23 protein-coding genes are annotated in these 23,514 nt (G+C 57.4%); 15 read left to right on the top strand and 8 right to left on the bottom strand.

Annotation, left to right across the window (positions count from 1 at the left end; translation table 11 throughout):
* The first annotated feature begins 231 nt into the window (after positions 1–231).
* From C4S72_RS06235 to C4S72_RS06220, 4 genes are all read left to right on the top strand, one after another.
* Positions 232–537 (top strand): MTH1187 family thiamine-binding protein, encoded by a 306-nt coding sequence (locus C4S72_RS06235; protein ID WP_104002163.1) that lies wholly within the window; start codon positions 232–234, stop codon positions 535–537.
* Between the two features lie 180 nt (positions 538–717).
* A complete protein-coding gene (locus C4S72_RS06230; RefSeq protein ID WP_104002162.1) occupies positions 718–1,080 on the top strand; it encodes a group I truncated hemoglobin in 363 nt (120 codons plus the stop codon).
* Between the two features lie 10 nt (positions 1,081–1,090).
* On the top strand, positions 1,091–2,140 hold the full coding sequence (locus C4S72_RS06225) for an adenylate/guanylate cyclase domain-containing protein (protein WP_104002161.1): 1,050 nt from the start codon (positions 1,091–1,093) through the stop codon (positions 2,138–2,140).
* Positions 2,141–2,468: 328 nt separating this feature from the next.
* Positions 2,469–2,813: a CPCC family cysteine-rich protein gene (locus C4S72_RS06220; RefSeq protein WP_104002160.1), complete on the top strand. Its 345-nt coding sequence runs from the start codon at positions 2,469–2,471 to the stop codon at positions 2,811–2,813.
* 96 nt (positions 2,814–2,909) lie between these two features.
* On the opposite strand, the gene C4S72_RS06215 is transcribed toward C4S72_RS06220, so the two are convergent.
* From C4S72_RS06215 to trpB, 3 genes are all read right to left on the bottom strand, one after another.
* A complete protein-coding gene (locus tag C4S72_RS06215) occupies positions 2,910–4,316 on the bottom strand; it encodes an SPFH domain-containing protein (protein ID WP_104002159.1) in 1,407 nt (468 codons plus the stop codon).
* A 192-nt stretch (positions 4,317–4,508) separates the two neighbouring features.
* Positions 4,509–5,348, bottom strand: a complete 840-nt coding sequence (trpA, locus tag C4S72_RS06210; protein WP_104002158.1) for a tryptophan synthase subunit alpha — start codon at positions 5,346–5,348, stop codon at positions 4,509–4,511.
* A gap of 12 nt (positions 5,349–5,360) precedes the next feature.
* A complete protein-coding gene (trpB, locus tag C4S72_RS06205; protein WP_235009061.1) occupies positions 5,361–6,590 on the bottom strand; it encodes a tryptophan synthase subunit beta in 1,230 nt (409 codons plus the stop codon).
* Positions 6,591–6,747: 157 nt separating this feature from the next.
* On the opposite strand from trpB, the gene C4S72_RS06200 reads away from it, so the two are divergent.
* The 3 genes from C4S72_RS06200 (at position 6,748) to C4S72_RS06190 (ending at position 9,486) form a co-directional block, all read left to right on the top strand.
* A complete protein-coding gene (locus C4S72_RS06200; protein WP_104002157.1) occupies positions 6,748–7,650 on the top strand; it encodes a LysR family transcriptional regulator in 903 nt (300 codons plus the stop codon).
* 221 nt (positions 7,651–7,871) lie between these two features.
* Complete coding sequence (locus tag C4S72_RS06195) at positions 7,872–8,099, top strand: hypothetical protein (protein WP_104002156.1); 228 nt, start codon at positions 7,872–7,874, stop codon at positions 8,097–8,099.
* Positions 8,100–8,607: 508 nt separating this feature from the next.
* Positions 8,608–9,486, top strand: coding sequence for an EamA family transporter (locus C4S72_RS06190; RefSeq protein WP_104002155.1), 879 nt, complete (start codon positions 8,608–8,610; stop codon positions 9,484–9,486).
* A gap of 14 nt (positions 9,487–9,500) precedes the next feature.
* Here C4S72_RS06190 and C4S72_RS06185 read toward each other — a convergent pair whose 3' ends face one another.
* A complete protein-coding gene (locus C4S72_RS06185; RefSeq protein WP_104002154.1) occupies positions 9,501–11,093 on the bottom strand; it encodes a sensor domain-containing diguanylate cyclase in 1,593 nt (530 codons plus the stop codon).
* 335 nt (positions 11,094–11,428) lie between these two features.
* On the opposite strand from C4S72_RS06185, the gene C4S72_RS06180 reads away from it, so the two are divergent.
* Positions 11,429–13,507 (top strand): methyl-accepting chemotaxis protein, encoded by a 2,079-nt coding sequence (locus tag C4S72_RS06180; RefSeq protein ID WP_104002153.1) that lies wholly within the window; start codon positions 11,429–11,431, stop codon positions 13,505–13,507.
* Here the strand turns inward: C4S72_RS06180 and C4S72_RS06175 are convergent.
* Positions 13,504–14,085, bottom strand: coding sequence for a TetR/AcrR family transcriptional regulator (locus C4S72_RS06175; protein ID WP_104003069.1), 582 nt, complete (start codon positions 14,083–14,085; stop codon positions 13,504–13,506). The genes C4S72_RS06180 and C4S72_RS06175 overlap by 4 nt on opposite strands.
* A gap of 103 nt (positions 14,086–14,188) precedes the next feature.
* Between C4S72_RS06175 and C4S72_RS06170 the strand changes: the two genes are divergently transcribed.
* Both C4S72_RS06170 and C4S72_RS06165 read left to right on the top strand, forming a co-directional pair.
* Positions 14,189–14,833, top strand: a complete 645-nt coding sequence (locus C4S72_RS06170) for a glutathione S-transferase family protein (RefSeq protein ID WP_104002152.1) — start codon at positions 14,189–14,191, stop codon at positions 14,831–14,833.
* Positions 14,834–14,904: 71 nt separating this feature from the next.
* Complete coding sequence (locus tag C4S72_RS06165) at positions 14,905–15,690, top strand: TSUP family transporter (RefSeq protein ID WP_104002151.1); 786 nt, start codon at positions 14,905–14,907, stop codon at positions 15,688–15,690.
* A 1-nt stretch (position 15,691) separates the two neighbouring features.
* Here C4S72_RS06165 and C4S72_RS06160 read toward each other — a convergent pair whose 3' ends face one another.
* A complete protein-coding gene (locus C4S72_RS06160) occupies positions 15,692–16,006 on the bottom strand; it encodes a c-type cytochrome (protein ID WP_104002150.1) in 315 nt (104 codons plus the stop codon).
* Positions 16,007–16,121: 115 nt separating this feature from the next.
* On the opposite strand from C4S72_RS06160, the gene C4S72_RS06155 reads away from it, so the two are divergent.
* The gene (locus C4S72_RS06155) at positions 16,122–16,580 is read left to right on the top strand and encodes a methyltransferase family protein (RefSeq protein WP_104002149.1); all 459 of its coding nucleotides are present in this window, start codon (positions 16,122–16,124) and stop codon (positions 16,578–16,580) included.
* A complete protein-coding gene (locus C4S72_RS06150) occupies positions 16,580–17,080 on the top strand; it encodes a paraquat-inducible protein A (protein WP_104002148.1) in 501 nt (166 codons plus the stop codon). Before C4S72_RS06155 ends, C4S72_RS06150 begins: the two co-directional genes overlap by 1 nt.
* 69 nt (positions 17,081–17,149) lie before the next feature.
* Here the strand turns inward: C4S72_RS06150 and C4S72_RS06145 are convergent, their stop codons facing one another.
* A complete protein-coding gene (locus tag C4S72_RS06145; RefSeq protein ID WP_104002147.1) occupies positions 17,150–18,400 on the bottom strand; it encodes a ComEA family DNA-binding protein in 1,251 nt (416 codons plus the stop codon).
* 540 nt (positions 18,401–18,940) lie between these two features.
* Here C4S72_RS06145 and zapE point away from each other — a divergent pair.
* Positions 18,941–20,062: a cell division protein ZapE gene (zapE, locus tag C4S72_RS06140; protein WP_104002146.1), complete on the top strand. Its 1,122-nt coding sequence runs from the start codon at positions 18,941–18,943 to the stop codon at positions 20,060–20,062.
* Here the strand turns inward: zapE and C4S72_RS06135 are convergent.
* Positions 20,059–21,375, bottom strand: coding sequence for an MFS transporter (locus tag C4S72_RS06135; protein ID WP_104002145.1), 1,317 nt, complete (start codon positions 21,373–21,375; stop codon positions 20,059–20,061). The genes zapE and C4S72_RS06135 overlap by 4 nt on opposite strands.
* Before the next feature lie 104 nt (positions 21,376–21,479).
* On the opposite strand from C4S72_RS06135, the gene C4S72_RS06130 reads away from it, so the two are divergent.
* On the top strand, positions 21,480–22,439 hold the full coding sequence (locus tag C4S72_RS06130; protein ID WP_104002144.1) for a diacylglycerol/lipid kinase family protein: 960 nt from the start codon (positions 21,480–21,482) through the stop codon (positions 22,437–22,439).
* Complete coding sequence (locus tag C4S72_RS06125; RefSeq protein ID WP_104002143.1) at positions 22,439–23,302, top strand: metallophosphoesterase family protein; 864 nt, start codon at positions 22,439–22,441, stop codon at positions 23,300–23,302. The genes C4S72_RS06130 and C4S72_RS06125 overlap by 1 nt, the downstream gene beginning before the upstream one ends.
* Positions 23,303–23,514 lie beyond the last annotated feature (212 nt).

Genomic DNA, 23,514 nt, shown 5'->3' with positions numbered 1-23,514 from the left:
ACGATCAGGTTGCCGCTGACTGGCCGCAGAAACCTATCCCGCTGCCGCCGATGCCGCACTGATCTGTACATACTTATGTTTCGATACGACTTTTAAAAAGGCGCCCTCCAGGAGTGCCTTTTTACGTTTCCATCCCCTGAATGCTGGCAGCTATAGTGGCTTAATCATTCGGATGAGCCGTCGGTTTATCCTGCGCCATCAGTCCTTTGAAGTTGCAACAGGAATCTAACCATGAAAGTGATGATTGACCTCTGCGTAATCCCCCTCGGTGTTGGCGTTTCTGTCTCCGAGTATGTCACCGCCTGTCAGCGGGTACTGGAAGAGGCGGGGCTTGAGCATCAGTTGCATGCCTACGGTACTAACATCGAGGGTGACTGGGATGAGGTGATGGCGGCGGTTAAGCGTTGTCACGAGGTCGTTCATGAGATGGGGGCGCCCCGAGTAAGTTCATCCATGCGCCTGGGCACCCGTACCGACCGTGAACAGACGATCGAGGACAAGATCCGTAGTGTCGAGACCAAGCTCTCGGCCAGCTGAGCCAGATTCGAGATAACTCGGCCTTATCCAGGTTGTTTACACCACCGCACTGAGAGGCCCCCGTTTGTGCATACCGGGGGCGACAACTATAGTGAGTTGTACTTCACCCATCGCCCGTTGAGTAGCCAAGAATTGTAGGGGCCAGAAGCCGCTGGCAGTCAGGGTGAAAGGGAGCCGTCGATGGAGCAACCCCTGTTCGATAAATACGGAGGCTTTGCGACAGTCAGCCGCATAGTCTCTGCATTTTACGATGAAGTTCTCGAGTCACCCCGCCTCAGCCCCTATTTTGACGGGCTAGATATGCGGCGCCTTATCGATCACCAGACCAAGTTCATCGCATCGCTGATGGGCGGGCCAGCAAGCTTTTCCAATGAAGCCCTTGCCCGTGCTCATCACAGTCTTGGCATTGACGGTGCGGCCTTCGATGAAGCGGTAAAAATTCTCAAGTTCACCCTCGAAGACTTTGAGCTGGAAGAGGGTGATATCTCCCGTGTTATCGGCGAAGTGCTAAGTCGCCGGCACTGCATCGTGACCCAATCCTGAGGGCTGGCCGATGGATAATCCGATCGATCCCCGCGCCCTGTTACAGCAGCTGCACCTGGCGGTTGCGCTGGTGGACCTGGAACAAAACAGCATCTGCTTCGAAAATGCCTGCTTCTTCGACTGGTTTCCGCCCCCTGCGGAGGAACAGGGGGGTATCAGCGATCGTATCCCGTCACTGCCTATGGATAAGGCCGTGCAGCGCTTGAGCGACAGGGGAAGCTATCGTCTGGAGCTGGAGGTCCAGGTAAAAGGGCGTGCCACGCCCGTGCGCCTGGAGATGCACCGCATGGAGCACCAGGGAGCCACTCTTACGTTGATAGAGGGGCGCGATATCTCCAAAGAGAAAGAGAGCCAGTACATGCTGGATTCCTACTCACGCATGGCGGAGAAAAACGCCAAGGCGCTGGAGCGGGAAAAGGACAGGGTGGAGCGCCTTCTGCTGAACGTAATGCCGAAACAGGTGTACGAAGAGCTGAAGAATTACGGCACTACTACGCCTCAGCACTTTGATAATGCGGCTATTCTGATGCTCGATTTCGTCCGTTTTACCGATATGCAGATCTCCCATGACGCCAGCGCGCTGGTGTCGGAGTTGAACGATATTTTCTCCGCCTTTGATCGCATCGTAGAGATGTTCGGTTGTGAACGCATCCGCACCATCGGCGATTCCTACATGGCTGTATCCGGCGTGCCCGAAGAGAGCGGAGAAGATACCGCCAATATCGCGCGTGTGGCGTTGCGAATGCGCCGCTATCTGGAGAAGCGCAATGCTGCGCACAGCAACGAGTGGCGTGGGCGCATAGGGATAAATACGGGGCCAGTGATCGGTTCGCTGGTCGGTATCCAGAAATACGTCTATGACCTCTTTGGTCCGGGTGTGAATCTCGCTGCGCGGATGGAGAGCCACTCCGAGCCGATGCGGATCACGCTGAACCAGGCGACTTACGAGTTGATCAAGGATGATTTTATCTGCACCCCAAGGGGCGAGTCTGAGATTAAAGGCTTTGGCCCGATGGAGCTCTATTTCCTTGAAGACGAGGCGAAGCAGCACTACCGCTGATCCTTTCTGCCCGACTGGCTATCCAAACCCCGCCTGTTAATTCATCGATCTTCCCTGGAGTCTGTCTGCGGCATCTCTTCTTTGTTGAATGTTAAGTTGCAGACGCTGAAGGATAATCACCTTAGATTCCTCTCGTTCTTTGGAGTGCGCAGTCAGGTAAGTATTGCCTGTGCAGAGAACGGCCGCCTCGGTAATATGCAGAAAAAGCTATCTTCAGCCGAATGCTAAAGCGCCAGGGTCGCAGCCAAAGCGATGTCACAGCGCCATAGTGCTGAGGGCTAAAATAGTGCTGAGGGCTAAACAAAACCTGGTCGGTGAGACTTAATCGATGGACAAGATCAATAGAGAGCGTGCTGAGAACGGGCTTTACGCCTGCCCCTGTTGCGGTTACGCAACCCTCGGGCGGGCATCTCGCTATGATATCTGCTCGATCTGCTTCTGGGAGGACGATGGAGAGGATGACGACACTACAATTGAATATCGGGGTGGTCCCAACCGCGTAACCCTTGAGGATGGGCGAATCAATTTTCAGCGCCATGGCGTCAGTGATCCCCAGGACGCACCCCACGTGCGCGCGGCGACCGCGGAAGATATCGATCTGAGGCACTACCGGCTTGAGTACGACCTTGAGAGCGGCTGGGTCGTTAAATCCGATCAACAGGCCGGTGACTGACCCTGTTTTGACGCGTTAGTCTGCTGTCATCGCTTAACAAAAAGGCTCCTCGATTGAGGAGCCTTTTTATTGCCGGGTTGATTACTGGCAGAGGGCTTAGTTAGCCGGCGCGCCAGTCATATTCTTTTTCAGCTGGTCCATGGCGCCCAGGCTGGTAAAGACATCGAGGCTGTTCACCGGGGTGGCGCTGCCATCACCCACGTAGTATTCAGGCATTTTGATCTGGGTTTCTTTCAGTGCCGGGTACATGACATCGGCGATATCACGCTGGATCTCCGCCATGTAGATATCCTTGGCGGCCTGTTTTGCCAGCAGATGCGCCTTGGCGACTTCCGCTTCCGCCAGACCTTTTTCGCGAATCGCCTTGGCTGCGTAAGTAGCGGCTTCCGCATTGGCTTTCTGGATATCACGCTCGGCGGTGGCGACCTCCAGCTGGGTCTCTTTCTCCAGCACGGCTACGGCCTGCTCCTTCTCCTTACGCACCTGTTCCAGTTCCGCCTGCTGGCGCTCCATCTCAACCTCTTTCTGCTTGGAGATGATCGCCAGCTCCTTGGCGCGCTGGGCGTCCTGGATCGCGCGGGCTTTCTCGATCTCTTTTTCGAGCTGAGCGGTCTTCGCTTCGGCACGGGCGGTTTCCTGGGCCTGAATCGCGGTGATACGTTTGGCCACCAGATCCTTCTTCTTCACGAGTAGCTCATCCAGGCGCTTCTCCGGGAACGGCCGGCCGATAGTAACCTGGCGTACCTGGATACCGTAGGAGTCCAACGGGTTGGCCAGACGCATCGCCTGGCCGGACTTGTCCTGCAGGATGATATTTTTCCAGACCAGCTGCACCTTGCGCTCAAGACGGTCGGCATCGTCGTTCTCGGATGAGACGGCAGCGAGATCGGTCTGTTCTACTTCTACCTGACGGCGCTCGGTCTGGTAAAGGCCGAACTGGAGCTGATCTTCCAGCTGGACCTTGAACTTGTTAAGCCCACCCTGGAAGAACTCTTCGCCGGTGTACTGGGTAGCCGTGACCACGGTGACGTTCTTGGCGTTCTTTATCAGCAGTGAATCGATCAGGTTATCGTAGCTGCGAAACTCGCGGTGCATCGCGATGATCTTGTCGGGATCGGCTGAGAGTTTGAAGCGGAAGGTGGCCGGGATGCTGGCGGTGTAGGTATCGGCAAACTGCACTTCGACATCGGTCAGCTGACGGGTAGCGCGGATAACTTCGCCGTTTTCCTGGTTACCGAAGTTCAGCGTCATCGCCTGGTTATAGGTGTAGACGTTGGAAAACATCGGCACTTTGAAGTGCACGCCAGGCTCGGTATAGACGCGGATAGAGCCGAACAGGGTATCCTGCACCACGTAGGTGTAGCCCAGTTCAGTGGTGAAGAAGGATGATATCCCGAGTAGCAGCGCGACTGCAGCGCCAGCGATGCCCAGGGAATATTGCTTCAGATTGCCGAGCAGAGAGCTTAAGAGGGGAGGGAGCGGTTTTTTATCTGACTGTTCCATGTTTTATTTCCTGTTGTCTTCCTTTGGCGCGGCGAAAATACACAGTTTGGGAAACAATTTCCATGGATTCAGACAGTTGTTTTAATAAGCGTTAGCCAGTGCGAGAGATTAATCAGGCAAAGAAAAACGCAGGTCAAAAGAAAAAAGCAGCCGTGAAAGGCTGCTTTTTATTGGCTGCGGGGTGGGCTAATTCTAGCGCGCCTCGCGTACCGCTTTGGCCAGTGAGCGGGTCAGCTCAGCGATAGCGTCGGTGCCCGCTGCCGGTGTTGCGGCGTTTTCGACACAGTCGGTGAGGGCCGAGCCTACGACCACGGCGTCGGCGAACTTGGCGATCCGTTCTGCCTGTTCCGGGGTGCGGATACCGAAGCCGACCGCGATCGGAATATCGGTATGGGCGCGAATGGCGCTGACTTCACCTTCCACCTTTTCAGGGGTCGGAGCCGCAGCGCCGGTAACGCCGGTGCTGGAAACGTAGTAGAGAAAGCCGGAGGTGTTTTCCAGCACCATCGGCAGACGCTTGGCGTCGGTGGTCGGGGTCGCCAGGCGGATAAAGTTGATGCCGTGTTTCTGGGCAGGCACGCACAGCTCGTCGTCATGCTCCGGCGGCAGATCCACCACAATCAGGCCGTCAACGCCCGCTTCGGCAGCCTGGGCAAGGAAGGTGTCTACACCCATGCAGTAGATCGGGTTGTAATAGCCCATCAGCACCAGCGGGGTATCCTGATCTTTCTTACGCAGCTCACGGACCATCTGCAGGGTTTTCTGCATATTCTGGCCAGCGGTGAGTGCGCGCAGTGAAGACTTCTGGATCGACGCGCCATCGGCCATCGGGTCGGTGAACGGCATGCCCAGCTCGATCACGTCGGCACCGGATTCGGACAGGGCGATCAGGTTGTTAAGGCCGGTATCGTAATCTGGGTCGCCGGCACTGATGAAGGTGACGAGACCTGCTCGGTTCTGCTGCTTGAGCTCGGCAAAACGGCGGGAGATACGGCCCTGGTTGTTACCCTGGATCGGGGTTGTACTAGTCATTATCTCTCTCCTTCAGTCTTCGAGCTGATCGGCCAGGTGTGCGGTAACGGTGGCCATGTCCTTGTCGCCACGGCCGCTCAGGTTGATCACCATCAGATGATCCTTGGGCAGGGTCGGCGCCAGTTTGATGGCGTAAGCGATCGCATGGGAGGACTCCAGTGCCGGGATAATACCTTCCAGGCGGCAGGTCATCTGGAACGCTTCGAGTGCTTCATCATCGGTGGCGGAGACATATTCGCCGCGCCCGACTTCGTGCAACCAGGCGTGTTCGGGGCCGATGCCCGGGTAGTCGAGGCCAGCGGAGATAGAGTGCGCATCCTGAATCTGGCCATCTTCCGACTGCAGCAGGAAGGTGCGGTTACCGTGCAGTACGCCTGGTGTGCCGCCCTTGAGGCTGGCCGCGTGCTTGCCGGTATCGATACCGTAACCGGCAGCTTCAACGCCGATCAGACGCACGGACTCATCCTTGATGAACGGGTGGAACAGGCCCATGGCGTTGGAACCGCCACCGATACAGGCAACCAGGGAGTCCGGCAGACGGCCTTCCTTCTCCATGATCTGCTCGCGTACTTCACGGCCGATAATGGACTGGAAGTCACGCACCATCTCCGGGTAGGGGTGCGGGCCGGCCACGGTGCCGATGATGTAGAAGGTGGAGTCCACGTTGGTGACCCAGTCACGCAGCGCGTCGTTCATTGCATCTTTCAGGGTGCCGGTACCGCTGGTGACCGGAATCACCTTGGCGCCGAGCAACTTCATGCGATGTACGTTCGGCTGCTGACGGTCGATATCGGTGCTGCCCATGTAGACCACGCACTCCAGGCCGAAGCGGGCGGCCACAGTGGCGGTGGCCACGCCGTGCATGCCGGCGCCGGTTTCAGCGATGATGCGCTTCTTGCCCATACGCTTGGCCAGCAGGATCTGGCCCAGGCAGTTATTGATCTTGTGTGCGCCGGTGTGCATCAGGTCTTCGCGCTTGAGGAAGATCTTGGCGCCGCCCAGCTCTTCGGTCAGGCGTTCGGCGAAGTAGAGCGGACTGGCGCGGCCCACGTAGTCTTTCTGCAGTGCTTCAAGCTCGGCATAGAACTCGGGGTCGTTTTTCGCTTTCTCGTACTCTTTCTGCAGGTCGAGAATCAGCGGCATCAGGGTTTCGGCAACGAAGCGGCCGCCAAAGCGTCCGAAGAAGCCGCGTGCGTCCGGGCCGATCTCCGGCATGCTGGAATTTGTTGTCTGGGTAGTCATGGTGCTAACTCCTTTTCGCAGGCGCCTTTTCGCAGAGGGCTGCATCGTTTTCGCAGGGGCTGCGTCTTTTGATGGGGCAAGAATAGGAAAATTCCCCGTCTGTGAAAATCGATTATTTTGCGCTAACCTGTGAGAAAAAGTAACAGGTTGATCTGTCGTGTCCCAATCACTGCCATCGCTCAACGCCCTGCGCGCTTTTGATGAAACTGCTCGTACTCTCAGTGTATCCCGTGCTGCGGAGCAGCTAAGCGTGACTCACGGTGCCGTAAGCCGCCAGATCCGTCAGCTTGAGGAGCAACTCGGCATCAGCCTGTTCCGGCGCGAGGGGCGGGGACTGGCGTTGACCACCGAAGGTGAGCAGCTGCGTGCAACAACCTCACAGGTGTTTGAACAACTGTTGCAGACCTGCGACCAGCTGAAAAAGGCTGCTGTCGATGCGCCGCTGGTGCTGGGCTGCTCGGGCAGTTTCCTGGCACGCTGGTTTATTCCGCGTCTGGATCGCATGCAGCGTCAGTGTCCGGACCTTAAGCTCCATCTCACCGCCAGCGATGATCTCGGCTGGCCACTGCCGGCGCAGGTTAATCTGGCGCTGCGTTTTGCTGAGCCGCCCTGGCCTAAGGGCGCGCAGGTGATCGATCTGGCGCCCGAACGTATGGGGCCTGTGTTGAGGCCCGATCTTCTGCCCGCGGGATTTGACCCCGAAGCCCCCAATCTGCCCGGCACTCTTCTGAGCGAACTGCCACTGCTGCATACCCGTTCACGTCAGCAGGCCTGGCCGCTCTGGCTGCAGGATAAGGGGCTGGATCGCGCTGAGCGCAGCGACGATAAATCCTTCGATCACCTGAACTACATGCTGGAGGCTGCGTTGGTCGGCTTGGGCGTGGCTATCGCGCCTGCCTACCTGGTGGAGGAGGATCTGCGTACCGGGCGTCTTGTGGCCCCCTGGGGATTTATCGAAACCCCGGCGCGGTTGGGGCTCTGGTTACCGCAGGGTGAGCCCTCAGCGGGCGTTCAACAGCTCACTGGATGGCTGAAAGAGGAGTTAAATGCGGCCCATTAAGCCGCTAGCCAGCGCAGAGAATCAACCAACGCCTCGGTCGTTTGGCTGAGGCTGTTAAATGAGAACTGTATAAAAACGCTTATTACTCCCGCGTCATACTGCAGTCATCAGCGAGTGGGCTAGACTTTCATTGGATAGATGCTGCTCGCCTCGTTTTTTCGACCGCCTATTTGGTACTGGCTTGTTATAGTCGGCGGCGAAAATAACCAGAGGTATTGATCATGAACCGTATCAAATCTATCGCTTTCGCGAGTGCATTGATCGGGTTCTTCGCTTTTGCACAGGCTCAGGCTGCCAGTGACGACTGCATCGATAGCGGCTTGAAGGCAACGCAGGAATCAATGCATGGCGCGGGAAGTGCTGTCATTGCAAGTGAACATAAGTCCGAGAGAAAGCTCACCAGTGGCGAGCGAGACTACATTTGGACAATTACTCACGTTAATCGCTAAAAACAGATAGATATTCCATGGCGGCCGGAACCTGGTAACAGCAGGTCCGGCCGCTTTGTTTGAGGGATAAAAATTCACAGCTAGCTAGCGGAAGGCGGAGAAATTCAACCCTCTGAGCTACACGCTCGAGGCCGCAGCGCTGGTCTCTTGGTTCTCAGTGGCTAGACCGGAACGTTGGCAAATCTTGGTGCCGGTTATCTCGGCGTCAGGCTTCAATTGAACCGATATAGGGGATGATCGGGCCGGAAGGGGAATGTGTCCTGGGGACGGCAGGCTCAGAAACTTTGTCAGCGTTAGCGGTGGTATTCCCCTTAAGAATTAATTAAAAGAAAAATATGAATTTGTGTTGTTTATAACGCTGGCCTAGAGTGGTTCCACATTGATAGAGCCAGCGTTACCCAGGTCCTCCGGTCGTCTGTTTAGCCCCTCCAGCCGGATCACCCAAGTACAAGAATAGTCATTCGTTCGGCCTCTCCGTCTTTCATACCTGATCAAGGACATTAATCCGATGGGCCTCTGGATTCCCTTTACGCTGTTCGCGGCATTCATGCAGTCGATGCGCAACGCCATCCAAAGCCGCCTCAGTAAAGAGATCAGCACTGCTGGCGTTACGCTGGCGCGGTTTCTCTGGGCGAGCCCGGTAGCTGCGGCATACCTGCTGATGCTCTACCAATTTGATCCTGTGGCGGTGCCCAGCTTCGATACAGGCTTCGTGCTGACCGTGGCTGCCGCAGCGGTGTCTCAGATTATTGCTACCGCGCTGATGGTGGTGCTGTTTCGTCTGCGCAATTACGCCATCGGTGTTGGCCTTGCGAAAAGTGAGGCGGTGATCGCTGCAACCCTGGGCGCATTATTCTTTGCGGCTCCGCTTTCGCCCCTGGGTTGGGCGGGCGTGGTGATCGGTGGTGTTGCGATCTGGTTAATGGGCAATGCCGGTGCTATTCGCGAACTGCCGCTGAAAACGGTGATGACGGGGCTTGGTAGCGGTCTGGGTTTTGCGATGACTACCCTCTGGGTACGCGAAGCCTCATTGATGCTTGATCTGAGCTTCCCGCACAGCGCCGCCTGGGTGCTGCTTTGGGTAATCAGTCTGCAGACGTTGATGCTGCTGGTATGGCTGGCGATTCGCGAACCGGCGACACTGCTTGAACTCTGGCGCAGACCGAAGATCGTGATGCTGACCAGCCTGATCAGCTGCCTGGGCTCTCTTGGTTGGTTTACCGCCATGAGCCTGGAGAGCGTGGCGCTGGTGAAAACCCTGGGGCAGGTCGAGGTGCTGTTTACCCTGGCCATATCGGCGGCCTGGTTCAAAGACAAACTGGGGCGCCGGGACCTGCTCGGTCTCGGGTTGATTGTGCTCGGAGCGCTCTGCGTCATTCTTGCCTGATATCGGCGCCGCCGTTACTGTGCCGGTTGCTCCTGCTCAGGGGCAAGTGCGGTTTCGGTGACGCTTGCCCTGTCGAAGCCCATAACCTGGTTGCGCCCGCCCGCTTTGGCGTAATAGAGGCACTCATCGGCTTTGGCGATCAGTGCGGTAGGCGCGCTGTTGTCAGGGATACAAACCGCATAACCGACGCTGATGGTGACACAGGTCGATACCTGAGAGTGACCGTGTTCGATCGCCAGCTGTTCTACCCCCTGGCGTAGTTTCTCCGCAAGCTTGCCTGCGGTTTCAAAGCCGCATTTCGGCACCAGGCAGGCAAACTCTTCACCGCCGTAGCGGGCGACGAAGTCCGATCCCCGGGCTAAAGACTGCTTCAGTTGGGTTGCGACCCGGCGGATACATTCGTCACCTTGAAGATGGCCGTAGTGGTCGTTGAACGGCTTGAAGTAGTCGATATCGATCAGCATGAGCGTAAGCTCGTTGCCCTCGCGCTGGCAGCGCTGCCACTCGTTGAGGAACACTTCGTCAAAGCTGCGTCGGTTGGCGATTCCGGTGAGCGCATCGCTCAGCGCCTGTTGCGTGAGTTCGGCGTTCAACTGCTCCAACTGGGCGTTTTTCTCCTTGATCAGGGCGGAAGCGGCGATCTCGCTTTTGAACCGGGCCCGTTGTGCGCTTTGTAGCCTGAACATCAGGAAGCAGGATGAAAAGCAGAGCAGAGTAAAGATCAGAGCCCGGGAAAACCCAAAGTCACGCCAGTCAGCAAATACCTCGTCAAGGTCGCGACCCACCGCGAGGATGATCGGTTCATCCAGGTGCAGGTTTGGCGGCCGTATCGTCCTCAGTGCCATCACCCGCTCTTCGCCGGTGGCATAGACGGTACCCCTTAACAGGTTCGTTTCAAGTCCGCTTTCGAGGTGGCGGGAAAAGAACGACCCGGGCTGCGCCAGATTCATGCCTTGCTGGCCCTCCCTGAACGGCTCCATCAGCAACTGAATACCGCTGCCATGTGCCAGCGCCGACCACATGTCCGGTGCATAGTTGACCGCGTTAAGCGTGGTACGGAAGCGCTCGGGGTCGATGGAGGCGAGTACTACGCCGTCAAAGTCGCCGTTCTGGTTTTCGATACGGAGACTGAATGTCATCACCCAGTGATCGGTTACCGCCAGAAATGGCCTGCTGATATGGAGAGTTTCGGCTGCCGGGTTGGTCAGGGCCGTCTGATAATACTCACGCTGGCTGAAGTTTTTCTGTAGCAGGGAGGCTCTGCTTGAGGCGATCACATCACCCTGTTTGTCGAGCACCGCCAGGGTGCGGATCCCGTTCAATGTTTCTATATGGTGCTGAAATTCGGTGTTCGCCTGGTCCATGGCGGCATCGCTTCCCTGCCATTCGGGCAGGTTGCGCCGCACCAGTTCGAGCACGCGATAGATAGAATCGAGATGCTCCGACAGATAACTGTTAACGATTTCGGCCTGGGCGGTGAGGCGCTGTTCTTCCTGCCTGATCGTCGAGGTGTGTCTTTCGATGATGCTCCAGACGATATAGACCCCAAGCAGGGTCAGGCTGGCCAGAAGGGTGATCCACTCAAAGCGTGCTCGTTGCAGGGGCATAAACTCTGGCTTATAGGTTGGCCTGTACTGATTGGCTGGGTTTATGAAAGTCTGTATTGAGGAATCCTAGCCGATAGCTAAGGTTTTTATAAACAGTAATCGCTGTAGCGGCCAGGCTAGATCGGCGGGGCTCAGTACCCGAGTGGTTTGGCGGTGACTCTGCCGTTGATGATAGGTTGATGCCAATCTGTCTTCAGATTTAAACAAAATCAAAATTATCTACATTAGAAAGGTCTATAATTCCGCTATTTGCGTATGCGGCTTTCACTTGCCCAGGCGATTCTTACTTGCCCAGGTGATACTGCAGGCCCGTTTGTTCCGGAGATCTCGATTCGATGAAAAACCTGTCCTTGCGATTCAAACTCAGCCTTTTCTCGATGCTGGCCCTGGTGGTTGCGCTGGGTGTGCTGGTGGCGGTGGCGCTTAACCAGTTGCAGGTTCTCAGTGATATCACCATCGATACCGCCTCTGCGAAAGAGGAAAAGGCGGCGCAGCAATCGTTACAGTTGGCCGGCTCCAAGGCCAGTGACCAGATTACGGCACTGTTGCAAAGCGCCTACCTGACGCCACGTACGCTGGCGCGTGAAATGTCGTTAACGGCGGAAGCCGAGCCTCTGAGCCGGGACAGCGTCAAGCGCTTGGTCGAGGGAGCACTGGCGGCGAATCCCGCAATCAGCTCCTCCTACGCCCAGTTTGAACCCAATGCCTACGATGGCCGGGACGCCGAGTATATGGGCGATCTTACCCATAGCTCCAACACCGGTACCCTGGATGTTTACTGGGTGCGTGAAGACAAAGGACTGACCTTTTATCCCACCGAGGATACGTCCAGCAAATACAGCGAAGAGCGCGATGAAAACGGCACCCGCGAGTCGGAATGGTATCTCTGCGGTATGGAGAACAAGCGCGATTGCCTGATCGAACCCTATCTTTATGAGATCAGCCCCGGCAATTCCATCATGATGACCTCGCTGACCTCACCGGTGGTGGCCCATGGCCGTTTTGTCGGTATCGTCGGTGCCGATATCAACCTGCCGGTGCTGCAGAAGGATATCGAAGCGCTGGCCGCCACCCTCTATGGTGGTCAGGCCAATGTCGTGCTGCTCAGCGAGCTAGGTCGGTTGATCGCGGCAAACGAGTACAGTGGCTCGCTGGGCAAAAAGCTCAGCGACGTATCCCCTCAGTATGCAGCCTCGAACCAACTGGGCGCCGATTCCATGCAGGTCAGCTTTCCCATTCAGGTCGCCGATGCGGACTGGGAGCTGCTGATCTCGGTGCCGCGTGAGGTGATCTTCGCTGATCTGCAGAACCTGATAGGTACCATCGACAAGTCCCGCAGTGACACCCTGGTCACGCTGATCAGCATCTCCGCAGGTGTTCTGGTGCTGGTGATGCTCGGATTGCAGCTGTTTGCGATTGGTATCACCCGACCGTTGAAGGACCTGGGCCTGCGAATGAAGGCGCTGGCCGGTGCAGAGGGTGACCTGACGCATCAGCTGGAGCGCACCAGCCACGCCGAACTCAATGACGTGGTGGAAGGCTTCAACGATTTCACCCAGAAGATTCGGCTGTTGATCGCCGATCTGGTAACTCATTCCGAGCAGCTAAAATCCAGCGCCGCCGCGCTTAGTACCACTGCCGGCCATACAGAGGTTTCCACCAGCGAGCAGCGTCGCGAACTGGAAAGTGTCGCCACGGCGGCCAATGAGATGTCGGCAACCGCAACCGATGTAGCGCAGCGTGCCGCGCGCACCGCCGAAGACTCCAATGCCGCCAACAGTGAAGTGACCAGTGTGCGTGAGAAGCTTGCTGCCACCGTGAAGGAGATCGGCGAAGTCTCAGATGCTATTCAGGAAGCCTCCGCATCCGTAGGGCGTGTGGCCGATCAAAGCAATACGATTTTCGGCATTGTCGAAACCATTCGTGGTGTTGCCGAGCAGACCAATCTATTGGCGCTGAATGCGGCGATTGAAGCGGCCCGTGCCGGTGAGCAGGGACGTGGTTTTGCGGTGGTGGCCGATGAGGTTCGTGATCTCGCAGCCCGTACGCAGAACGCCACCGCTGAGATCGATGAGCTGATCCGCAAGTTGAAGGCGGGGGTGGACACCAGTGTGACGCAGATGCAGACCTGCCTCGAACGGGTCACCCTGACCGTGGCGGAGAGCCAGGAGAGCTACACCCGGCTCGAAGGCGCCTCCGGGCGTATTGAGTCTATCTCCGATGACGCGACCCAGGTGGCTACCGCCGCCGAAGAGCAGAGCATGGTGAACGAAGAGATCAATCGCAATATCACGTTGATCGGCGATGCTGCCTCTGAGCTGGCCGAGACCGCTGAAAAAGTGAAGATGCTGGGGCATGAAGTCTCCAGCTGCGCCGGTCAGATCGACGAGCAGCTCGGTCGCTTCAAAATCTAATCCCTGGCCTCGCCGGCGGGTGCAGCTAAAGCGCCCGCGCGGCAGGCTTGCAGCACCTCTGACGCCAGGTCGCTGTCGTTCAGCGCTCTGGCTACAGCTACCCCGCCAATCATCATCACGACACGCTGCAGAGCCGCCTGCTGCTCCTGTGGTGTTTGTGTCTCGCTGCTCGCCAGACGTTGCACCAGTCCTTCAAATACCTTGGACCAGGTGGAGCGCACGCCCTGGTCCTGGTTGGCCATATCGCTGACCAGGAACGCCAGCGGGCAGGGCATGTCGGCACCCTTGCAATGCTCCTCGCTGAGGTAGGCGGCAATGAAGGCTTCGCGCTGCTCTGCGGTATTCCTCTGCGCCGGCAGGTAGTTCTCTGCGGCCGTGTTGGCGGCGTAGAGGATAGCCTCGGCGTAGAGGTCGGCCTTGGAACTGAAATGAGCGTAAAACGCGCCCCTTGTCATCCCAGCAGCCTGCATCACCTGATCGATACTGACCTTATCGAATCCTTCACGCGCAAAGAGGCCTGCGGCGGTGGTGAGTATCTTTTCCCGGCTGCGCTGCTTGTGATCTTCGCCCCAGGCCATGATCAGGTCCTCGCTTCTCAACTAAAATATGTTCTTGAACATATTGTGCCGCCTGCAAAGATAGAGTCCAACTGTTAATTAATAGCGATGGGAGAGGATTCAAATGGATAAGCTGCATATTTTCGGCCCCCAGTTCAGCACCTTTGTGCGCACGGTGATGCTCTGCTGCGAGGAGAAGGGGATCGCCTATACCCAGGGCATGGAGGAGAGCGGCCAGGAGATCGCCTTCAAAAGCGAGCAGCACTTCGCGTGGCATCCCTACGGCAAGGTGCCGGTGCTGCTGGTCAACGGCAGTCCGCTGTTTGAGACCGGCGCCATCTGCCGCTACCTGGATAGTGTCTACGACGGTTTGGAGCTGCTGCCGGGTGACGCCTGGGAACGCGCGCTGGTGGATCAGGCGAGCTCAGAGATTGCGCTCTATCACTACGATGCGCTGATTCGCGACCTGGTGCTGGAGTTTTACTTCCCGAAAGGCGAGAACGGCCAGGTCGACATGACGGCGGTGGATGCGGCATTGCCGGCGGCCAAGGCCTCCATAGCGCGGTTGACGACGATGCTGGGCGAGCAGTCGTTTATTGCAGGGGCGCATTACACTCTGGCTGACGCCATGCTGTTGCCGATTCTGGATTATGTCGCTGCACTGCCGGTAGCGGATCAGCTTCTCGCGGGTGCCGACTCTCTGAACGCCTACCTTGAGCGGATGCGTGAACGGGACTCCTCTAAACGGGTTCTGTCCGCCAATTCCTGACACTTTGCCGGTTTTAACCGGCACCGGGGAGGGAGTATGCTCCATGCCTTTGTCTTAGCGTGAGAGCAAGGATGGCGGATCTTCTTCCCTGGCAGTATGCACTGATTGGACTGGTTTTTGTCTGGAGCGGCTTTGTTCGCTCCGGGCTCGGTTTCGGCGGCGCCGTGCTGGCGCTGCCGTTTCTGCTGCTGGTGCTGAACAAGCCGCTGGTTTTCCTGCCGATCATCTCCATTCATCTGCTGATCTTCTCTTCGCTGATCGCTTTTCAGGGCTGGCGTGACAAGCAAGCCAAGGGTGCGAGCGGCAGCAATATCGACTGGGGCTATCTTGGCAAGTCGATGAAGGTGATGATCATCCCCAAGCTGGTGGGGGTGTTCGGGCTGTTGACGCTGCCTGCCGAGATCATGAGCAGCATTATCTTTCTGATCGTGATCGTTTACGCGGTTGGCTATGTGCTTAACCGACCGTTTCGCAGTAAGCGCCCGTGGATGGACAACATCTTTCTTGCCCTGGGTGGCTATGTCAGCGGTACCTCGTTGATCGGTGCGCCGCTGATTGTGGCGGTTTACGCCTCTCATGTGGCGAAGCATCAGTTGCGCGATACGCTGTTTGTGCTCTGGTTTATCCTGGTGGCGATCAAGATGGTCTCCTTCCTGATTGCCGGGGTGGATCTGCAGCTGATCCATCAGCTTTGGCTGCTGCCCTGTGCCTATATCGGCCACCTGATCGGCGAGCGCTTCCATCGTTATATCGTCAGTAACGAGACGCCGCTGTTTTTCCGTGTGTTGGGAACGGTGCTGATTGTGGTGAGTCTGGTGGGCATCATCCGGCAGTTTGCGCTGTTTGTCTCCGCCTGAGTCACTTCTTTAGCTGGCGGTGCAGATACTGGGCGATGGCGCTCGCCTGCATCCGGCTCAGCTGTGAAAAGTGGGGCATGTCCGGTAGATCCGGGTGACCGGTTCTAATGACATCCACCAGCTCAGATTCGGCGAACTCGGTGCGATTATTGGCAGGAATTCCCTGGAGGAAAGAGCCGTCGCCTGACTCGTTGTGACAGCCGGCGCAGTAGTAGCTGTAGAGCTCTTTTCCATCCTGGTTGGCAGGATCGGGTTCTGAGCTGCAGCCAAACAGGCCGGTCAGGATCACAAGAGAAAGCAGGCGTAACAACGGCATAAGCTTGTTCCTATAATCAGTGACTTAAGCATAAGCCTTCAGGCGTTATGGCGCCTGCTTCAGCTTTGGACCGATTTTCGCTAAGGTGCCCCTAGTCTTTTAAGGGTAATCAAGTATGTCGCGCCTGGAACTTAAATGTCCGCCACCGCTGGTCGCTGCAGTCTGTGCGCTGTTGATCTGGCTAAGCCGTTGGCTTGGCATCGGGTCGCCGCTGAACACTGAGCTGGCCTGGCTCAAGTACGGTTTGGTGTTTACAGCGCTGCTGCTGGGGTTTGGTGCGCTGTACCAGTTTTACCGGCGTGGCACGACTTTCCACCCACATACGCCGGAGAAGACTCGGGTGCTGGTCGATTCCGGGCTGTTCCGCTATTCACGTAATCCCATGTATCTGGGGATCCTGCTGTTACTGGCCGCGTATGGCCTGCATGAGCCAAGCTGGCTGTCGCCGCTCTGGCTGGTTGGCTTTGTGCTTTATATGAACCGATTTCAGATTCACCCGGAAGAGCGTGCGCTTAGGTCCCTGTTTGGGGCCGAATACAGCCGTTATATGGAACGTACAAGGCGCTGGATCTGATGCTGAAATCTCCCGTTTATCTGCGTTGGCTGGCGCTGCTGGCAGGCGTTCTTTTGCTGGCCGGGATGACAACGCCGCTGCTGACGCTGACACGGTTGTGGCTGTTCGATGATCGCCTGTCGATACTCGGCGGTATCGCCCAGCTTTGGCTGCAGGGGCAGTACCTGCTGTTCGTGCTGATCCTTGGTTTCAGCGTTGTGCTGCCGCTAACCAAGCTGCTGGTGTTGATCCGGTTGCTGACGCTACATAGTCGGGGCAGTAGCACCGCGAAGCGCTATCTGAAGCTGATGCATGAATATGGCCGCTGGGCGATGCTCGATGTGATGGTGGTGGCAATGCTGATTGTCACCGTCAAACTGGGCGTGATCGTCAGTATCCAGGTGCACTACGGTCTCTACCTGTTTGCCGCCGGTGTGCTGCTGACGATGCTGGTGACAAGGCAGACGGTGCACTGGCTGGAAAAGCCGAATCCCCATGCTGGCGCGGATCAGGCAGGCTAGAGAGGGGATGAAAAACGCGGACCGGTATGATCGCCGGCCCGCGTGTAAGTGTTTGTAATTCCGTGGGTGTTATAGACAGAGAAACTTCTTCAGCTTGGCGACGGTTTTTGCGCCCAGGCCGCGCACCTTGGTGAGCTGGTCGAGGCTGGCATAGGGGCGCTCGGCGATAATCTCTTTTGCCAGTCGCGGCGACAGTCCTCTCACTGCTGCCAGAGCCTCTGCACCAGCCTTGTTGATGGAAACCTGCGCCTTGCTCTCTTTAACGTCAGCTTTAAGTTCAGCTTTCGCTTCGGCTTTGGGGGCTGTTTTAACTGCTGATTTAGCTGCTGGTTTAACCGCCGCCTTGGCTTGCACTTCAGCTTTTGCCTTGGTTGCAGCTTTCTCTTTAGCTTCAACCCGTTTGGTCTCAACCGCTGCCTTTACCGCTTTTTTGGCGACAGGCGCGCTGGCCTTTTTGCCAGCGGCTTCCGCCTTGCCGGCTTTCTTGGCCGGCGCGGGTTGGGCTGCTGGTTCTGCCTGCAGGGTTTGCGGCTCAACATCCTTGCTTGGTGCGTCCATCTCAATTGGTGCGAGCTGCTGTTCTACAGCCAAGGGCGCAGCTGCTGTTGGCTGCTGGACCAGTTCGCAAAGCTGGCGGTAGTCGCGGGTCAGGTAACCGGCGGAGGTCCATTCGCGCAGCATCAGCACTAGCGACCATTCGCCAGCCGGCGGCTGTTCCATGTTCAGGGTGAACAGGTTATCGCGCCATTGCGCGCCGCCATTTAGCGCTCCCAATTCGCAGCCGCCAAGCTGGAAACCGGTAAAGGCACCGCCCGTGTAGGGCTGGTTAAGGGCCCAGACTTCGAGGCTCAGGGAGCCGGACAGATTCTGCTCATCGCGGGGGTTCGCGATTGATTCGATGCGCAGCTCAATGCAGCCTTCCAGTACCTGGGAATCGACACGTCCGTAGATGCGGGGCTGAGTGAACAGCTGGCGGTTATTGAACAGCGCCACGTCATGAACCCTTTCGCCACCTTCAGCGTTTTCGCCCACCAGTGCCATGGCGATCAGGTAATCGCGGTTACCGGCCGGCGGCAGTGCCTGTGCCTGGTCGCTGTAAAAGCCGGAGAAGAGCAGCGGCTGCAGCGGCAGTGACGCGATGCGTGTGTTCTGGGGGGCGGTTGTATCGAAGTATTCGTCACAGGCCCAGAGTTGCAGCGATAGTCTTTCCTCAGCGATCTGCTCGGGGGCGTCGATATCCAGGTGTGCACCGAGTTTAGCGAAGTCACCGTCCAGGGCGTATTCAACCTGGCCGTTAAAACGAATGGCGGGGCTGTTCATCGTTCTTTAGTACCTGTCGTTAGAGTGATTGGTTGGGACCGGGAACGGGGCGGATTATAGGCGAGAGATATGACCGGTTGTAAGCGAAATATGAGCGGTTTTTGAAATAGGTAAATGGCCGCAGTTAGAGTGATTTGGTTGTGATATTTCCGATAATTGCCGCACTTTTTTGGTGCGCCTAAACCTCTTTAATGATGGTGACTTCCAATCAGAAATCTTGCTGGGAGCGCTACTCCCGCAGCCATTCAATTTACCCTGGCAGGGATAGGATTTTTGATTTGGCTGATTTTTTAAAAACAAACAATGTGTTTTCATAAATCAATATTGATACTTTGTAATGTGCTTGTGCCAGCATCATGGTGTGATCTGAACATTTGTCCGCGGGATTCGAGCCATCGCGCACAATGAGGCTGTGATATTTGAGTGCACTTGAACTCAGCCGCTGAAGTGGCGATGATCGTCGCCCACCGTTTTTCTTCTTATTTCAGGCTGTGTTTCGTTCAGGGCTGCGGCCAGTGACGAACCGATGGAGTAGTTTTTTTGTCCCACTCGCCCCGTGAACTTTATCTTCAGGCCCTGGAAAACGGCTTCACCGATGATCCCGCCCAACGTCAGGCAGTGGAGTATCTGGAGCGCTGTTTCGAGGCACTGCATAAGCGCGGCCGCAAGCCGGTTCCTGGTGTCTACCTTTATGGTCCGGTAGGGCGGGGCAAAACCTGGCTGATGGACAGCTTTCACCAGGGGCTGGATGTGCCGGCGCGGCGTCAGCATTTTCACCATTTTATGCGCTCGATCCATCGCCGCCTGTTTGAGCTCACAGGCCATAAGGATGCACTGAAACAGGTAGCTGACGAGCTGGCCGAGCAGGTGAGAGTGCTCTGCCTGGACGAGCTGTTCATCAACGATATCGGCGATGCGATGATTCTCGGTCGCCTGTTCCAGCTACTGTTCGCTAACCGGGTTACGCTGGTGCTGACCTCGAACAGCGCGCCGGACAGGCTCTATGAAGGCGGCCATCACCGTGACCGCCTGTTCCCGGCCATCGAGGCGATCAAGAAAGAGATGGAGGTGGTCGATGTGCTGGGCAGCCAGGACCATCGCCTCCATCCCGGTGCGAAGGCGGAGCGTTACTGGGTGCTGGATGCGGAGCAGGGATCACGCATGGAGTCCTGCTTCCATGAACTGGCCGGTTGTCAGGGCAGCAGTGGCAGTGTGCGGGCGGGCAATCGTAACGTGGACGCTGTGCGGCACAGCTCAAGAGTGCTCTGGGCAACCTACGATCAGTTGTGTGAGGCCAATCTCTGGGCCAATGATTATATCGAGCTCTGTGACAGCTTCCGCCAGATCCTGGTGAGCGAGGTGCCGTGCCTGGTCAGTGACGATAACCTGCCAAGTATCGCCCGCGGCACCGAAGATGCCGTCGAAAAGGTCGATACCGGCGATCGCCAGTTACCCTATCGCTCGAAGATGGATAACGGCGTGCGCCGCTTTATCGCGCTGGTCGACGAGTGTTACGACCGGGGGGTGCCGCTTTATATCGAAGCCGAGGTGCCGATGGAGAAGCTTTATCCCATCGGCTACCTGGAGTTTGCCTTCCGCCGCACACTCAGCCGCCTGAACGAAATGCAGCTGGCGCGCTTCGGCATTGAACGTACCCTTTAGACGTCGGTTTCCGGCAGCGTGATCGCAAGCCCTGCGCCGGCCAGGCAGAGGCATGAGAGCATCAGGATAATACCGCTCACATCCATCACAGCGCCCAGAGCGCCGGTGAGGCCCATGGCCAGAAGAATGAAGCCGATGACGGTATTGCTGACCGAGACATAATCGGTGCGTTTATTGCCTTCGGCCAGGTCCACCACGTAGGTCTTGCGGCCGATACGCACCCCCTGATGGGCGATGGTCAGCAGAAAATAGGCCAGCGGCATCAGCCAGAATAGACTCAGCCAGCCGGGCTGAAAGGTTGCGATGGCAAACGTCACTATTCCCAGCGCCGAGGTCATCAGCGCCGAGACGATCAATACGCGGCGGCTGGATACATCGGCAAACTGACCCCAAAAAGGGCCGGAGATCAGGCTGGCGGCGCCGCTGGCGAGGATGAACAGGCCTAGAAGATAGGCTGGAGAACCCAGGTTTTCCTGAGCCAGAACCACGAAATAGGGCGCTGTCAGAGCCGAGCAGAGCATCAATGCGCGGGTGATCACGAAACGGCGGAAAGGCTTGTCGGTACGCAGCAGATCGAGCCGTTTCATCGCCTCGGCGAAGCCGTTTTTACCGCCGCTGGTCTCGCCCGGAAACTCCTTCACCCGGGCATAAACCAGCGCCGCGATCAGCCAGAGACAGCCAGCGCCGGCCATCAGCAGGCCGTAGTGAAACGGCTCCAGCTCGGCGCCGTCGCTCAACAGCAGTGCCGCACCAAAGCCCAGGGTAATCAGCCCCGCTGCAGCGGAGGACCAGCCCGACAACTGGCCGCGCTGGCGCTTGGGAATCGTCTTGCCGATCACATCCTTGGAAGCCACCGAGCAGAGCCCCCGTGACAGGCTGAACAGGGTCAGCAGCGCGATGATACACCAGCCCGCCAGCGCACCTTCAAGCAGCCAGGCGCAGAGCCCGATACCAAAGATCGACAGCGCCTGCAGCACGCTGCCCAGCACCCAGACTCCCTTGCGCATCGGCATGCGGCGCACGTAGCTGGCGATCACCAGTTGCGGGATCATTGAGCCGGATTCGCGAATCGGCACCAGCAGGCCAAACAGATACAGCGGTGCCGCCACGCTCTGCATCACCCAGGGCAGAATGATCTTCGGGTTGGACAGGGCATCGCCAAGCTGGGTAAGAAACTGGCTCAGCAGCGTCAGCATAAAATTCCCCGGCACCTCGCGGCAGGCCGACTCGTCGATCGCCTTGCAGGCGCGGGCGTCCTCCTGGTTTACCAGCTTCTGGTACAGATCTTCGGTGAGGTTGTGCGCTTTGCTCATGTCCGTATAGTGCCTTTCAGTTGTACAAGAGTTGTATCAGTCTCTCATATCGGCTAATCCTTAAAAAACAGCCTTTTGGCACGTTGTGGCGAGGAAGCTCTCGAATGCAGATGGAACATCCGCAAGACATGGAGGTAACCAGCATTCATCTGGTTGCCAATGCAGGATCAGGACAGGGCGGCGCAAAAAGGGCAGCGCGGGAGCTGGAGCGGCTCTGCGCTGAGAGAAATATCCGCTTCCGTCGCTACCTGGCGCAACGCCCGGCGGAGCTGGCGGATAAGATCAGCAGCGCCGTGGCCGATGCAAAAGCCGATGGCGGCCGGGTTGTGGCGATGGGGGGCGATGGCACCATTCGCGCCGTTGCCGAGGCGCTGCGGGAAAGCAATATTCCACTCGCGGTAATACCCACCGGCACCTTCAATTTTTTTGCCCGTAACCTGGATATCCCCGAAACCGAGGAGGAGGCGATCAAGCTGGCGGTGGCGGGCGACCTGCGTGCGGTAAGCCTGGGCCAGGTGAACGGCAAGACCTTTATCATCAACGCCAGTTTTGGTCTTTATGCCCGGCTGATTCGTGCGCGGGAGCAACATACGCGCCGGTTTGGACGTCACCGCATTGTTGCGATTCTGTCTACGCTGTTTACGCTGGTGCGAGGTTTTCGCACCATGGACCTGGATATCGCCGATGAGGAGCAGAGCTGGCGCGTTAAAAGCCCCATGGTCTTTGTTGGTATCAACGCACTGCAGTTGCGCGGTGTCGACCTGGATGTGGAGAAGTGTGCCGCACGACGGCAGATGGGCGTGGTAGTGATGCGCGAAGTGAGCCACTGGGCGCTCTACCGGCTGACCCTGAGGGGGCTGGTCAAGCGTCTGCGGGACGAGCAGAGCCTGGAGCGTTTCTGTGCCGACCGCCTGGTGATCGGGCCGGATCGACGCAAGGTGTCGGTGGTGCTGGATGGCGAGCGCATCCGCATGCGCGGCCCGCTGGACTTCAAGATAGATCGCGGCGTATTGAACGTCGTGGTTCCCGAGACCGACGTTAGCCATACAAAGGAAGGTAATTGATGCGTATTCTCCATCTTTCCGACCCTCACTTCGGTACCATTCCCGACGCGGTGCGCCAGCAGATGGAGCAGCAGGTACACGAGCTGGCGCCTGATCTGATCATTCTGTCGGGCGATATTACCCAGCGCTCCAAGGAGCGTGAGTTCGAGCTGGCGGGCGAGTTTGTCGAGCGGATGCCAAATGTGCCGCTGGTGGCGGTACCGGGCAACCACGATATATCTTTGTTTAACCTTGCCCGCCGGTTGTTCGATCCCTATGGCCTGTTTGAGAAGACCTTTGGCCGCCTGCCACCGTTTACCGTCGAGAAGGACGGCGTCCAGGTGATCGCGCTGAACTCGGCGCCGCGCTGGCGCCATATCAACGGCGAGATCGACTCGCGCTTCCTGCGTGAACAGCTGGCGGAATATATCCGCACTCCGGCGCGCCTGAGGATCGCCGTGCTGCATCATCCGCTGGATTGCCGCCGTATGCAGGACCGCTACAACCTGACTCGGGGTCATCGCCGCGCGGTCGAGGTGTTGAGCGAGTATGGAATCGATCTGGTGCTGGGCGGACATATCCACGACACACTGATGCGTACCTCGGAACATCGTTATCCCCGCATCTTTCCCCGTATGCTGATGCTGCTTGCAGGCACCTGCATGTCTTCACGTACACGCCTGGGTGCGCCCAACTCCTTTAACCTGATCGACCTGCCGGAGGATCACCTGGTACAGGTACAGCGCTGGGACCTGGATAAGAAACAGGGTGGCTTCCATCCGGTAGAGCAGGGCCGTTTCAGTCGCGACGAAAAGGGCTGGCAGCTACAGGAGTATCAGCGCCCCGACCATCCGGAACGCCCACCGAAAAGCCAACACTTCTGACAGTTTGGGTTGAATCATCCGCAGGTCACAGGGTCCAAACGAATGCCTGGCAGTTGCTGAATTCGGCGGTCCGAGTGACCTGGGTCAGTACACCCGCGAAGTTAAAAAAGCATGCTGGAGTCAGGTTTGTAACTTATCTACCTTTGGGCGCAGCTTCGCTCATGATGATGTTTTATGAACGATTACTCATGAAAGTTCGCTCAGATAACAAC

The organism is Marinobacterium lutimaris, from assembly GCF_900108065.1.
GTDB lineage: Bacteria > Pseudomonadota > Gammaproteobacteria > Pseudomonadales > Balneatricaceae > Marinobacterium_D > Marinobacterium_D lutimaris.
The sequence above is the reverse complement of the archived record's forward strand: the minus strand, read 5'-3'. Positions and strand labels throughout refer to the sequence as shown.